Origin of the sequence: Rhodococcus sp. NPDC060084 (assembly GCF_042730335.1) — a bacterium.
Taxonomy (GTDB): Bacteria; Actinomycetota; Actinomycetes; order Mycobacteriales; family Mycobacteriaceae; genus Rhodococcus.
Genome location: NZ_JBHWWX010000045.1, coordinates 1 through 12,661, shown reverse-complemented (window position 1 = coordinate 12,661; position 12,661 = coordinate 1). Strand labels below are relative to the sequence as shown.

The window sequence follows — 12,661 nt, the reverse complement described above, 5'->3', positions numbered from 1 at the left end:
TTCAGCGCTCCTCTGCGGTTCGAACCCCGGCCGTGAGCAGTGCTCGCGCAAGGACCAGGTCCAAGGGGGTAGTGATCTTGAAGGCGAGTGGATCGCCCGCGACGGTGTCGACTCGTTCCCCGAGCCGCTCGACGAGTCCGGCGTCGTCGGTGGCATCACCGACGTCGGTGTTCGCGCGGGCAAGGAGTGCGACGTCGAAACCCTGCGGTGTCTGTACCGCGCGCAGGGTCGCGCGGTCGGGTGTTCCGGTGACAGCGCCTTCGGCATCGACGCTCTTGATGGTGTCCGTAACGGGGAGCACCGGTATCACCGCGTCGCTTCCGCGTCGCAGTTCCGCGACCACCCGCGTGAACATCTCGGGCGGGGTGAGTACCCGGGCCGCATCGTGCACGAGCACGAATCGCGCGTCGCCCGCGCAGGCGAGCCCGGCACGCACCGAATCGGCGCGTTCGGCACCTCCTGCGACGACGAGCACCCGTTTCGAAAACGGGGGCCGTACCAGTTCGGCCGGCGGGGTCGCGGCAAGTTCCGGCGGCACGACGACAACCACGCGGTCGACCTCGCCGGAGTCGAGCATGGCTTCGACCGCTCGATCGAGCATGGTCCGGCCATCCAGTTCGACGAACGCCTTGGGCAGTTCTTCGCCCAGACGAACGCCGCGGCCGGCCGCCGGAATGATTCCGACGACCGGCCCGTTGCGATCGTTCACTTGCTGTGTTCGGGGTTCTTCACGCGGCTCGCCACTCAGGACGCGGCTGCGAGAACCTCGTCGAGCATGCTCGCGGCGCGGACGTCGTCCGTGCCCTCCGCGAGAGCGAGCTCGCCCACCAGGATCTGACGAGCCTTGGCAAGCATTCGCTTCTCACCTGCGGAAAGGCCGCGGTCCTGCTCCCGGCGCCACAGGTCGCGGACAACTTCCGCGACCTTGTTGACGTCGCCGGAGGCCAACTTCTCGAGGTTGGCCTTGTACCGCCGCGACCAGTTGGTCGGCTCTTCGGTGTGCGGCGCGCGCAACACCTGAAAAACCTTGTCGAGGCCCTCTTGTCCAACAACGTCGCGAACTCCGACGTACTCTGCGTTATCTGCAGGAACTCGCACTGTGAGGTCGCCCTGCGCGACTTTCAGAACCAGATATTCCTTCTGCTCACCCTTGATGGTGCGCGTTTCGATAGCTTCGATCAGCGCCGCACCGTGGTGGGGGTATACGACGGTGTCTCCGACCTTGAAAATCATGTGTCCCGTGCCCCTTTCGATTCACCGAGTTTAACACGTGACTACCCCGTCCTCCCATCAACGGTGCAGGTCAGGGGCATCGATACGTGAGCGCAGGGGTTGACAGGCAGTCGGTTCCGTGCTTTATGTGACGTGTGTCACCCTTAGGGAGTGGGCATGTCCGGGCTTTCGGGGGCGACACCAAAAGTTACGAGTTCCGGCCCCGCCGTACACAGGTCGCTCGCTGACTACTACTCTGCCTAGTGGATTGCGAGCCTTACTCGATGGAGGAACCCGTGACTGCTCTCAAAGCGCCGACTCGGCGAGTCGTGACCGCCCTCGCCCTGGCGGCCGGAGCGACGCTCACGCTGTCGGCGTGCGGTGCCGGCCAGATCAGCCAGACCGCCATTCAGGTCGCGGCGATCAACGGCAACAACGCCGAGGTCGGATCGATCGCGCTGCGCAACGTGCACGTGATCTACCCGAACTCCGAGGAGTACAGCATCGAACCGGGTGGCACCGCACTGCTCGGTTTCACGGTCGTGAACCTCGATACCTACACCCCGGACGTCCTCACCGACATCTCCACCGAGTTCGCGTCGTCCGTGAATGCGGAAGAGATCGAGATCGCGCCCCAGTCGTCGGTGATCGCCGGTGAGTCCACCGAGACCGCCCGCCTCGACGAGTCGCCGCAGCCGGCGCAGACGCAGGAGACCCCGCCCGACGCGCCGAGCATCGCGACCGTCGAACTGGTCGGCCTGAACGAACTCGTCCGTCCGGGACTGACGGTTCCGGTGACCTTCTCCTTCGCCGAGGCCGGTGACATCACCGTCTCCGTGCCGATCGACGCGGGACCGATTACCCCGCGCGACGAGTCCGACATGTCGCCGATTGTCGGCGAGGCACACTAGCCGCACCCAGACTCCGAAAAGACCCCGGTCGAGCACTGCCGACCGGGGTCTTTTCTGTCGGGGCGGGCCACTATCCTCCGGCAGTGGTCAAAACCAAGTCGCTCTACCGCTGTTCCGACTGCGCGCACACCGTCGGGAAATGGGTCGGCCGATGCCCGGAATGCGGAACATGGGGGTCGATGGACGAGGCCCTTCCGCAACCCACGGCCGTCGCTGCGCGTGCCGGGACCACCCTCGCCCGCGCCGGCGCTGCCGCGGTGCTGCCGTCCACCCCGGCCACCCCGCTGTCCCGGATCGACGGAAAAGCCACCTACGCGAAGTCCACGGGTGTCGACGAACTCGACCGCGTCCTCGGCGGCGGAATAGTTCCCGGTTCGGTCGTGCTGCTCGCGGGAGAACCCGGCGTCGGCAAGTCGACGCTGCTCCTGGAAGTGGTCCATCGGTGGGCCCAGCGCGGCAGCGACGAGCGCGCGCTCTACGTCACCGGCGAGGAATCGGCGGGGCAGGTACGGCTGCGCGCCGACCGGACCGGGGCGGTGCACGACCGCGTGTACCTCGCGGCCGAGTCCGACCTCGCCACAATCTTCGGGCACGTCGAGCAGGTACGCCCCACGCTGCTGGTCGTCGACTCGGTACAGACGATGCTCGCCGCCGACGTCGACGGTGTCACCGGCGGCGTCACGCAGGTGCGCGCGGTGACGAGTGCCCTCACCACACTCGCCAAGTCCAGCGGTGTGCCCGTGCTCCTGATCGGCCACGTCACGAAGGACGGCGCCGTCGCCGGTCCCAGGTCCCTCGAGCACCTCGTCGACGTGGTGCTGCACTTCGAAGGCGACAAGCACTCGACGCTCCGAATGGTGCGCGGAGTGAAGAACCGATTCGGCGCCGCCGACGAAGTGGGCTGTTTCGAACTCACCGAGAGCGGCATCGTCGGCGTCAGCGATCCGTCCGGCCTGTTCCTCCAGCACCGCGACGAAGCGGTACCGGGCACAGCGGTCACCGTCACCATGGACGGGAAGCGGCCGCTGCTCGGCGAGGTGCAGGCGCTCGTGGTGCCCACCCACAACCCGTCGCCACGCCGCGCCGTGAGCGGGCTCGACTCGGCCCGGGTGGCGATGGTGCTTGCCGTGCTGGAGCGTCGCTGCGGGCTGGGCAAGCTCGGCAACTGCGACGTCTATGCCTCGACGGTGGGCGGCATGCGGATCACCGATCCGTCCGCCGACCTCGCGCTGGCTCTCGCGGTCGCGTCGGCCGTCCGGGATCAACCGGTGCCCGCCGGCACCGTGCTGCTCGGAGAAGTCGGCCTGGCAGGTGAAGTGCGCCGCGTCGCGGGCGCGGGTCGCCGGCTCGCCGAGGCGAACCGGCTGGGATTCACCCGCGGAGTGGTCCCGCGCGGCGTCGAAGGTGTCCCGAAGGGGATGAAAGCCACCGAGGTGACGAACGTGGGACAGGCATTGTCGACGCTGTCGCGCTGAGAACGGCGATCCTGTCGGGCGTCCGTGCGAGCATATGTTCGTGTCCGGTGAAGCCACGATCCTCCATGCCGATCTCGACGCGTTCTACGCGTCGGTCGAGCAGCGCGACGATCCGTGGCTGAGGGGGAAACCGATCGTCGTCGGTGGCGGCGTGGTGCTGGCCGCCAGTTACGAGGCGAAGGCCTACGGCATCAAGACCGCGATGTCGGGACGCGCCGCGCGAGCGCTGTGCCCCGGGGTGATCTCCGTTCCGCCCCGCATGGAGGCGTACGCCCGGGCGTCGCGCGATGTGTTCGCGGTGTTCGACGACACGACCCCGATCGTCGAGGGCATCTCGATCGACGAGGCGTTCCTCGACGTGTCGGGGGTACGCCGCATCTCGGGTGAGCCCCTCGAGATCGCGGCGCGGTTGCGGCGCAGAGTGGCCGACGAGGTGGGGCTGCCCATCACCGTGGGCATCGCTCGGACGAAGTTTCTCGCCAAGGTTGCCAGCGGAGTCGCGAAACCCGACGGCCTGTTGCGTGTCCCGCCGGACGCCGAACTCGATTTCCTCCACCCGCTGCCGGTCGAACGACTCTGGGGCGTCGGGAAGGTCACCGCCGCGAAACTGCACGCCCACGGGCTCCGCAAGGTCGGCGACATCGCGCAGCACTCCGAATCCGACCTGGTGGCGCTCCTCGGCGCCGCAGCCGGGCGCCATCTGCACGCACTCGCCGTCGGTCACGATCCACGCCCTGTCCGGCATCGCGGACGCAGTTCGATGGGCGCGCAGCATGCCCTGGGCCGCGGGCCGCACAGCGACGAGTCCGTGGAGGCGACGCTGCAACTACTCGTCGACCGGGTGTGCCGCCGTATGAGGCGGGCACACCGTCTCGGCCGCACCGTGGTGTTGCGACTGCGGTTCGCCGACTACGCGCGGGCCACACGGTCGTACACGCTCGGCAGCCCGACCGCCCGCACCGACCTGATCAGCGACACCGCCCGCGAATTGCTCTCGGCAGCCCGACCGCTGATCGCCGAGCGAGGAGTAACCCTGGTGGGCATCGCCGTCACCAACCTCGACGGGGAAGGCACCGAGCAGCTCGAGTTGCCGTTCGATCAGGACGTACCGCCCGGCCCCCGACGCGAATGCCCGGTCTCCGGCGAGGAGCCGGGCCGCGTCACGCACTCACCGATCGACCGGCACGCGCTCGACTCCGTGCTCGACGACCTTCACGGAAGATTCGGCGCGGGTTCGGTCACGTCGGCGACACTGCTCGGCCGCGACCATCGCCCGGGCGTGCCGCTGCTACCCGATACGCAGTGACCGAGCACCGAGCCCGGCACGCATCAGACCGCGGAGATGTCCTGGTCGTTGCCGGGCAGTCCGTCGGCGAAATTCTTCCCCTTGGCGAAATGCTCGTGGCCCACGACGATGAACAACCCGTAGGACGACCCCACGATCACATCGGGATCTGCCAGCGGCCCCTCGACGATCCGGGCCTCCGAGCGCGTGTAGACCTTGCGGCGGACCGTGCCCTCCACCCGGGCCCGCAACTCGAGTACCGCACCGAGCGGGATGGGACGCGCGAAGTCGATGCCCAGATGGGCTGTGACCACAGCCGAGCGCAGTGCGGCGTTGCAGGCCATGCCCTGCGCCTCGTCGAACGCGGTCATCAGGATGCCGCCGTGGATGAAGCCCGGACCGCCCTGGTAGCGCTTGGCGACCTCGAACCGTCCGATCACCTCGAGTCCCTCCCCGGTGGTGAACTCCATTCCGAGGCCGGTGGGCTGATCGTCTCCGCATCCGAAGCACTTGGACCAGTGCTGGGGCACAGGAGCGCCCGGGCCGGGGTGGTCGGCCGGAGGCTCGGGAAGAACGACGTCGTCGGGCAAGGTCCAGGTACTGCTCATGAACAAGTAATGTAGTTGCGCGGTCACGGGAGCCTTTTTCTTCCCTCCCTGGAATGTGACCACGACCGCAGGATCCGGACACGGAAGGAATCTGCCACATGACCGAGTCGGCGCGGTCCGCGACGCTCAGCGACACCATCGCCCGACTCGCCCCCGGCACCGCCCTGCGCGACGGGCTCGAACGCATTCTGCGCGGCCGCACGGGCGGACTGATCGTTCTCGGTTTCGACGAGAAGGTCGCGGCGCTGTGCGACGGCGGCTTCGAACTGGACGTGGAATTCGCACCGACCCGGATGCGCGAGCTGTCGAAGATGGACGGCGCCGTCGTGGTCTCGACCGACGGCACCCGGATCGTCCGCGCCAACGTCCAGCTCGTTCCCGATCCGAGCATCCCCACCGTGGAGTCCGGTACCCGCCACCGGGCCGCGGAGCGCACAGCCATCGAAACCGGTTATCCCGTCGTGTCGGTGAGCCAGTCGATGAGCATCGTGAGTGTGTACGTCGCGGGACGCCGGCACGTGATCAACGACTCGGCGACGATACTTTCGCGCGCCAACCAGGCCGTCTCCACGCTCGAACGCTACAAGGCCCGGCTCGACGACGTCACCCGGCAGCTGTCGGTGGTGGAGATCGAAGACATCGTCACGCTGCGCGACGCGCTCACGGTGGCGCAGCGGCTCGAGATGATGCATCGCCTGTCGGTGGAGATCGAACAGGACGTGCTCGAACTCGGTACCGACGGCCGCCAATTGGCACTGCAGCTCGAAGAACTGGTCGGCGACAATCAATTGGCCCGGCAGCTCATCGTCCGCGACTATCTGTCGGGTGACGAGCCACCGTCGACGCGGGGTGTGGAGCAGGCACTCGATCGCCTCGCCGGCCTCAGCGACACGGACCTGCTGGACCTGACCACGCTCTCGAGAGCGTTCGGCTATCCCGACACCATCGAAGCGCTCGATGCGCCGATGAGTCCCCGCGGATACCGGGTGCTGCACCGCGTGCCGCGCCTGCAATCCCAGCAGATTCATCGGCTTGTCGCCGCATTCGGCACGTTGCAGGGTCTGCTCGCGGCCACCGCGGCGGATCTGCAGGCCGTCGACGGCATCGGCGCGCTCTGGGCGCGCTACATCCGGGAGGGACTGTCACGGCTGGCCGAATCGGCCATCAACCATTACGACTGACGCTGCGATTCAGGGCGTGATGTTGAACGGCTCCGGCGTACTGCGGAGCCCGCCGAGTTGACCGACCACCGTGTACGCACCCGGACCGACGGGCTCGCGCGGCGACGCGCACCCCGGCTCGGACGTCGACGCGGACCACTTGACGGAGTAGGCCGCCTGATCTCCCGGTTGCAGAGTCCGCATGTCGGATGTGGGCTCGGGGAAGCAGTCGGTGTTGGACCACAGTCGCTCGTTGCCGTCGAGCGTGTACACGAGAACCTGCTGCAGTCCGGCCCCGAGGTCACGGTCGCATTGTGCGGTGCCGATGTTGGTGATGACGATCGTGAAACCGGGCTCGGTACCCGTCTGGTAGTTGGGCTCGTCGGCGGTGACACGCACCGCGAGCGACTGGTCGGGGCACTGGCCCGGCGGGACCGCCGCGGCGGTCGTCTCGGCTCCTGACTCCTCCGGCGAATCCGCCGTCGTCGTGCCGGACGTCGATCCGCCCGAGCCCGACGAGGTATCTCCTTCGCCGTCGGAACCGTCGCTCTGCGTGCTCGTCGTCTCTGCGGCACTCGACGAAGGCTCGGTGCTGGAGGTCAATGTGGACTGAGCTGCCGCGGGTTCCGGTTCGGTGTCGCCGCCGCCGGTCAGGGCGACGACGAGCCACACGACCAACGCCAGCACGACCACAGCGACGACGATCGCGAGCATGCGTCGTCGCCGATAGATCTCGGGGGGCAATGGGCCGGTGGGTTCAAGCACGCCTCACACGGTAAGTGCCAGCCCGGATGCGCTGCGGCATAGCGCTCGGCGTGTCGCTCAGTCGGCGGTCACACCGATGTCGCCGATGTGCCCCTGCAACTGGACGTGACCGTCGTCGAGCCGGTAGGTGACGCCGGCGATCGCGCATCGTCCGTCGGCAACCCGCTCGGCGATGATCCGTGACCGGTCGGTGAGAAGACGCCCGGTTTCGACGACGTGCCGCACCTCGAGTTCGTCGACGGTGGACAATCCGTCCGCCCGGCCCATCAGGATCGACGGCGCGACCCGCTCGATGATGCTCCGAATGTGACCGCGGGGAACCTCACCCGTGTCGAGTGCTGTCAGCGTCGCGCCGACGGCACCGCAGCTGTCGTGCCCGAGCACGACGATGAGCGGCACCCCCAGGACCTCGACCGCGTACTCGATCGAGCCCAGCACGGAGCTGTCGATGACATGTCCGGCCGTCCGGACCACGAACATATCGCCGAGACCCTGGTCGAAGATGATCTCTGCGGCGACTCGGGAGTCGCCGCAACCGAACAACACCGCGGTGGGATGCTGACCGTTGACCAGTTCGGCCCGGCGATCGATCCCCTGGCTCGGATGCTGCGGAGTACCGGCGACGAATCGCTGATTACCCTCGGTCAGAGCTTTCCAGGCGGAGATCGGGTTTGAATTGGGCATAAGGGCATTATTCACCCGGGACCTTCGCGACCCTCACGCAGTGGTCCCACTGCGGTGCACAACGGTCCCGCATCCGGGACAGGAGGAGAAGAAATGCCTGTTGACGCCACTTCGCTGGCGCGTTGGTACGCCGCGGAAGCACGCGACCTGCCGTGGCGCCGCGACGGTGTGACGGGCTGGCAGATCCTCATGTCCGAGGTGATGCTGCAGCAGACCCCGGTCGTGCGCGTCGCGCCGATCTGGGAGGAGTGGGTACGGCGCTGGCCAGTGCCGTCGGCGATGGCCGCGTCGAGTCAGGCCGACGTCCTGCGTGCCTGGGGGAAACTCGGCTACCCCCGGCGCGCGTTGCGCCTGCACGAGTGCGCGGGGGTGCTCGCCGCGCAGCACGACGACCGCGTCCCCGAGGACGTCGACGTGCTCCTGACACTGCCCGGCGTCGGTGCCTACACGGCGCGTGCGGTCGCCTGCTTCGCCTACGGGCGGCGGGTGCCGGTGGTGGACACGAATGTTCGCCGCGTCGTCGCTCGCGCCGTGCACGGTCGCGCAGAGCCGGGAAACCCTTCCACCACGAGAGATCTCGCAGACGTCGAGGCTATGCTTCCGCGCACCCGTGCGAGGGCGGCGACGTTCTCCGCCGCACTGATGGAACTCGGCGCGACCATCTGCACCGCCCGGACACCGGACTGCGGACGGTGCCCCTTACCGGAATGCGCATGGGTGCAGGCCGGTCGGCCGGCCCACGACGGTCCCGCGAAACGCGTGCAGAAGTTCGCCGGGACCGACCGTCAGGTCCGGGGGCGTTTGATGGCCGTCCTCCGGGAGAGCACGGGACCTGTGGAACGGCCCGCGCTCGACAGTGTGTGGCTCGACGACCCCGGGCAGCGCGACCGGGCGCTGCACTCGCTCCTCGTCGACGGACTGGTCGAGCAGACCGACGACGGCCTGTTCGCTCTTGCCGGCGAAGCGGGTCGCTGATCTCGTCCTGCCGTAGTGCGGTCCGCGGCGTTCAGGGCAGGCCGGTCAGGAATTCTTCGACGACCGCGCGGTACTCCCCGGGCCGATCGTCGTGCACGAGATGCCCGGCACCCTCGATGCGGACGTAGCCGGTTCCCGGGCGGCGCTTCGCCATTTCCCGCATCTGCCCCGGCGGAGTGATCGTGAACTCGCCCTCGATCAGCAGAGCCGGGACGCTCGAGGCCGTCCACTCGTCCCAGAAGTGCCTCCGGCCCCACTCCTCGGAGATGTCACGGAATGTCGAGACGTCGCCGTGCAGGTACCAGCCGTCCGCGCGACGGCTGAACGAGTCGAGGAAATAGCGTCCGGCGACCGGACCGAAGAAGTCGAGCACCGCGTCGTCGGTGGGGAAAGGCTGTGGCCACTGCCCCACCATCGCCGCCCAGTTCTCGGCGGTCCGGCCACGGAAATCGGGTGCCATGTCTTCGAGGACGAGCGCGGCGACCAGGCCCGGGTGCGCCGCTGCGAGGCACCACGCGTGCAGCGCACCCATCGAATGCCCGATCACGACGAACGGTTCGGTGTTCTCGTCGAAGTGGGCAGCCAGGTCGGCAACGAACGCGTCGGTGCCGAGGTTCGCGGGCGCCGCGCGGCCGTGACCCGCCGCGTCGAACGAATACACGTGGCCGTGCTCCCGGAGCCACGGCACTTGGCGACGCCACGTACGCGCGCTTCCCATGAGACCGTGCAACAACAGGATCGGCCGTCCGCTACCACCTTCGTCATGCAACACAGTGGCCCAAGGTAGCGGAGTAATGTCGCGACCATGGCAGTCGTGAAGATCAACGCAATCGAAATCCCCGAAGGTGCCGGACCCGAACTGGAGAAGCGGTTCGCCAATCGCGCGCACACCGTCGAGAATTCGCCCGGGTTCCTGGGCTTCCAGTTGCTGCGCCCCACCGCGGGTGAAAACAGGTACTTCGTGGTCACCCAATGGGAAACCGAAGAGGACTTCGCCGCATGGCGGGACGGCGGCGCGCGGGCCGCTCACGCCGGTGAGGCGAAGAACCCGGTCGCATCCGGCGCGTCGCTCCTGGAATTCGAAGTCGTCCTCGACGTCAAGAAGTCCTGATGACCGCGCCCGGGAATTCCGGGCGCGAGTTGACGTATCGGGAGGTGGGCGCGTCGCACGGCGCGCTCCCCGCCGGATACCGCCACGCGGCCGTGGAGCGTGAACTGGGCAACGGCGCCGCCACATTCGACGTCGCCGTTGCCCGTCTGTTCGCGTGGGACATGCACCGCGCCGCCGGAATCCGTGTCGCCCCCAGCACCCCTGCGCCGGCGGTCGGCGTCGACGTGCAACTGCTGTTCGGCATCGGGCCGGTGCGGTTTCCCGCGTGGTGCCGCGTGATCGACGTCGTCGATACGCCGCGGCGACGGGGATTCACCTACGGCACTCTGACCGGTCACCCCGTGAGCGGGGAAGAGAGCTTCCTCGTCGAACACACCACCGACGGCCGGGTCGTGGGCCGGGTGGTGGCATTCTCACGCCCCGGGCGCTGGTACACGCGGCTCGCCGGTCCGGCAGTCCCGCTTCTGCAGACGCTGGGTGTTCGCCGCTACCTGGCGTCCCTCACAGACTGATCTTCCTCGCTGTCGACGTCCTCGATCGCACGCTGCAGCAAGGCGAGAAACACGTCCTCGGGCTGTGCACCCGAGACCGCGACAGCGCGGTTGGCGACGAAGAACGGAACACCTGTGACGCCGAGCTGACGCGCCGCGAGCAGATCCGCACGTACCGCGTCGGCTGCGGCGTCGGATTCGAGTGCGGCGCGAACGAGATCCGCGTCCAGTCCGGCCGACGCGGCGATGCGCACCAATGTCTCGCGATCGTCCACGACGTCTCCCTCGACGAAATGCGCATGGAACAACGCCTCGACAAGGTCTTCACCGCGTGCGCCGGCGAGGTGCACGAGACGGTGCGCGTCGAACGTATTGGCCGCGATCACCGTGTCGAAGTCGATCTCGACACCGACTTCGGCTGCGGCGCCCGAGACTTGCGAGAACATCTGCCGGACCTGCTCGAGCGGCATGCCCTTCATCTCCGCGAGGGCTTCGGCTTCGGGCTTGCGCCTCCCCACCGGAGTCTCCGGTGCGAGCTGGTAGGAACGCCACGTGACCTCGACACGGTCGCGGTGCTCGAATTCGTCGAGCGCCGCGGCGAACCGGCGTTTGCCGATGTAGCACCAGGGACACGCAATATCCGACCAGACTTCGATGCGGGCGGTGGGGAGGGCAATCCGGGGAGTCGTCACGACTCGTCCAACACGCGCGCCCGGAGCGCTGTTCCCTCAGGACTCGAGGGCAGCGTCCAGGGAGATTTCCACGCCCGTCAGCGCCTTGCTCACCGGGCAACTCGCCTTGGCGTCCTGCGCTGCCTTCATGAAGCCGTCGGCGTCCAGTCCGTCGACTTCACCGCGCACCTTCAGCGTGATGCCCGTGAGCCGGAACCCACCGGCCGGATCCGGCCCGAGCGATACGTCGGCGCCGACGTCGAGACTTTGCGGGGTTCCTCCCGCTTCCGCGATCAACGCGGAGAGTTGCATCGCGTAGCAGGCGGAGTGCGCCGCGGCGATCAGTTCCTCGGGGCTGGTGGTGCCGTCGGCGTTCTCCGCCGATCGCTTCGGGAACGAGACATCGAACGTGCCGCGGCCCGAACTCGTGAGTTCGACCTGCCCGGCTCCGTTCTGCAGGTCGCCGTTCCAAGCAGTTCGCGCGGTCCGTGTGGGCATCCTGAATCCTTCCTGTGGGGTACGGGGGTCTCGGGATGCGTACCCGAGCCCGTCCGAAACCACACTCGCAGTCTTTCCCGCGCCCCGGGCGGAACGAGGTCTCGATACCGCATCGCTCGCCCGATTCGGGACCGGGTCCGGCGCCGTGACGACGGATCCTGTCTGCATGACCACTGCCCAGCATGATCCTCGTCCACTGTTTCGCAGCGCTCTGGAGTGGGCGGGTGACTTGTTCGCGGGTGTCCGCCCGGAACAGATGACCGACCCCACGCCCTGCCCCGAATTCGATGTCCGGACACTCCTCGGGCATCTCGCCTCGACTGTCGATCGTGGCCGAGTCATCGGCATGGGTGGCGACGTCCACTCGGTCCCCGAGGTCCTCTCGTCATCAGACGACGCATGGCCCGGCACGCTGGATGCCGTCACCACGCGGTACTGGGAGGTGTGGGACGACGACGCTCTCCTCGACAGGCCCGTCACCGCCCCGTGGGGCACCTTTCCCGGGCGGGCCGCCGTGCTGGTCTCCCTCAACGAGGTACTCGTGCACGGCTGGGATCTGGCCGTCTCCACGGGCCAGGATCCGGAGGCGGACCCGGCACTGGCCCGCGCTGCTCACGAGATCATGGAGCGTGCCCTGCCTGCCTCTCCCCGCGGTGGGGAGGTGCCGTTCGGTCCCGTCGTCGACTCGACTCCGGATGCCGGCCCGACCGAGCGACTCGCCAACTGGTGCGGCCGCGTGACCGCCCCGTGGATGCGACCGGGCGACGCCTGACGGCCGCTACCCCGTCGACGCCGAGGGGCGGTACCCGTACGGG

Annotated in this window: 16 protein-coding genes; 8 read left to right on the top strand and 8 right to left on the bottom strand. The window is 68.1% G+C overall.

Annotated elements, in window-relative coordinates:
• Position 1: 1 nt before the first annotated feature.
• Positions 2 to 709: a 2-C-methyl-D-erythritol 4-phosphate cytidylyltransferase gene (ispD, locus tag ACFWBU_RS18585; protein WP_169622774.1), complete on the bottom strand. Its 708-nt coding sequence runs from the start codon at positions 707 to 709 to the stop codon at positions 2 to 4.
• A 35-nt stretch (positions 710 to 744) separates the two neighbouring features.
• On the bottom strand, positions 745 to 1,233 hold the full coding sequence (locus tag ACFWBU_RS18580) for a CarD family transcriptional regulator (RefSeq protein WP_072702544.1): 489 nt from the start codon (positions 1,231 to 1,233) through the stop codon (positions 745 to 747).
• Between the two features lie 275 nt (positions 1,234 to 1,508).
• Here ACFWBU_RS18580 and ACFWBU_RS18575 point away from each other — a divergent pair, with 275 nt between their 5' ends.
• From ACFWBU_RS18575 to dinB, 3 genes are all read left to right on the top strand, one after another.
• On the top strand, positions 1,509 to 2,123 hold the full coding sequence (locus ACFWBU_RS18575) for a hypothetical protein (protein ID WP_169622775.1): 615 nt from the start codon (positions 1,509 to 1,511) through the stop codon (positions 2,121 to 2,123).
• An 83-nt stretch (positions 2,124 to 2,206) separates the two neighbouring features.
• Positions 2,207 to 3,598: a DNA repair protein RadA gene (gene radA / locus ACFWBU_RS18570; RefSeq protein ID WP_169622776.1), complete on the top strand. Its 1,392-nt coding sequence runs from the start codon at positions 2,207 to 2,209 to the stop codon at positions 3,596 to 3,598.
• A 34-nt stretch (positions 3,599 to 3,632) separates the two neighbouring features.
• Positions 3,633 to 4,904, top strand: coding sequence for a DNA polymerase IV (gene dinB, locus ACFWBU_RS18565; protein ID WP_378528947.1), 1,272 nt, complete (start codon positions 3,633 to 3,635; stop codon positions 4,902 to 4,904).
• A 23-nt stretch (positions 4,905 to 4,927) separates the two neighbouring features.
• Here the strand turns inward: dinB and ACFWBU_RS18560 are convergent, their stop codons facing one another.
• Positions 4,928 to 5,491: a PaaI family thioesterase gene (locus ACFWBU_RS18560; protein ID WP_169653258.1), complete on the bottom strand. Its 564-nt coding sequence runs from the start codon at positions 5,489 to 5,491 to the stop codon at positions 4,928 to 4,930.
• Between the two features lie 98 nt (positions 5,492 to 5,589).
• Here ACFWBU_RS18560 and disA point away from each other — a divergent pair, with 98 nt between their 5' ends.
• The gene (disA, locus tag ACFWBU_RS18555; protein ID WP_169622779.1) at positions 5,590 to 6,672 is read left to right on the top strand and encodes a DNA integrity scanning diadenylate cyclase DisA; all 1,083 of its coding nucleotides are present in this window, start codon (positions 5,590 to 5,592) and stop codon (positions 6,670 to 6,672) included.
• 9 nt (positions 6,673 to 6,681) lie between these two features.
• Here the strand turns inward: disA and ACFWBU_RS18550 are convergent, their stop codons facing one another.
• Both ACFWBU_RS18550 and ACFWBU_RS18545 read right to left on the bottom strand, forming a co-directional pair.
• Positions 6,682 to 7,416: a hypothetical protein gene (locus tag ACFWBU_RS18550; protein WP_169622780.1), complete on the bottom strand. Its 735-nt coding sequence runs from the start codon at positions 7,414 to 7,416 to the stop codon at positions 6,682 to 6,684.
• 57 nt (positions 7,417 to 7,473) lie between these two features.
• Positions 7,474 to 8,100, bottom strand: coding sequence for a carbonic anhydrase (locus tag ACFWBU_RS18545; protein ID WP_169622781.1), 627 nt, complete (start codon positions 8,098 to 8,100; stop codon positions 7,474 to 7,476).
• 93 nt (positions 8,101 to 8,193) lie between these two features.
• Here ACFWBU_RS18545 and ACFWBU_RS18540 point away from each other — a divergent pair, with 93 nt between their 5' ends.
• Positions 8,194 to 9,075 (top strand): A/G-specific adenine glycosylase, encoded by an 882-nt coding sequence (locus ACFWBU_RS18540; protein ID WP_169622782.1) that lies wholly within the window; start codon positions 8,194 to 8,196, stop codon positions 9,073 to 9,075.
• Positions 9,076 to 9,106: 31 nt separating this feature from the next.
• Here the strand turns inward: ACFWBU_RS18540 and ACFWBU_RS18535 are convergent, their stop codons facing one another.
• Positions 9,107 to 9,847, bottom strand: coding sequence for an alpha/beta fold hydrolase (locus ACFWBU_RS18535; protein WP_378528946.1), 741 nt, complete (start codon positions 9,845 to 9,847; stop codon positions 9,107 to 9,109).
• A gap of 33 nt (positions 9,848 to 9,880) precedes the next feature.
• On the opposite strand from ACFWBU_RS18535, the gene ACFWBU_RS18530 reads away from it, so the two are divergent.
• Entirely contained in the window at positions 9,881 to 10,186 is a 306-nt protein-coding gene (locus tag ACFWBU_RS18530; protein ID WP_072702568.1) for an antibiotic biosynthesis monooxygenase, read from the top strand.
• Positions 10,186 to 10,698, top strand: coding sequence for a DUF1990 family protein (locus ACFWBU_RS18525; RefSeq protein ID WP_169622784.1), 513 nt, complete (start codon positions 10,186 to 10,188; stop codon positions 10,696 to 10,698). The genes ACFWBU_RS18530 and ACFWBU_RS18525 overlap by 1 nt, the downstream gene beginning before the upstream one ends.
• On the opposite strand, the gene ACFWBU_RS18520 is transcribed toward ACFWBU_RS18525, so the two are convergent.
• Both ACFWBU_RS18520 and ACFWBU_RS18515 read right to left on the bottom strand, forming a co-directional pair.
• On the bottom strand, positions 10,674 to 11,369 hold the full coding sequence (locus ACFWBU_RS18520) for a DsbA family oxidoreductase (protein ID WP_378528945.1): 696 nt from the start codon (positions 11,367 to 11,369) through the stop codon (positions 10,674 to 10,676). The genes ACFWBU_RS18525 and ACFWBU_RS18520 overlap by 25 nt on opposite strands.
• 36 nt (positions 11,370 to 11,405) lie before the next feature.
• Entirely contained in the window at positions 11,406 to 11,846 is a 441-nt protein-coding gene (locus ACFWBU_RS18515; RefSeq protein WP_169622786.1) for an OsmC family peroxiredoxin, read from the bottom strand.
• Positions 11,847 to 12,012: 166 nt separating this feature from the next.
• Between ACFWBU_RS18515 and ACFWBU_RS18510 the strand changes: the two genes are divergently transcribed.
• Complete coding sequence (locus ACFWBU_RS18510) at positions 12,013 to 12,618, top strand: TIGR03086 family metal-binding protein (protein ID WP_169653256.1); 606 nt, start codon at positions 12,013 to 12,015, stop codon at positions 12,616 to 12,618.
• Positions 12,619 to 12,661: the final 43 nt, after the last annotated feature.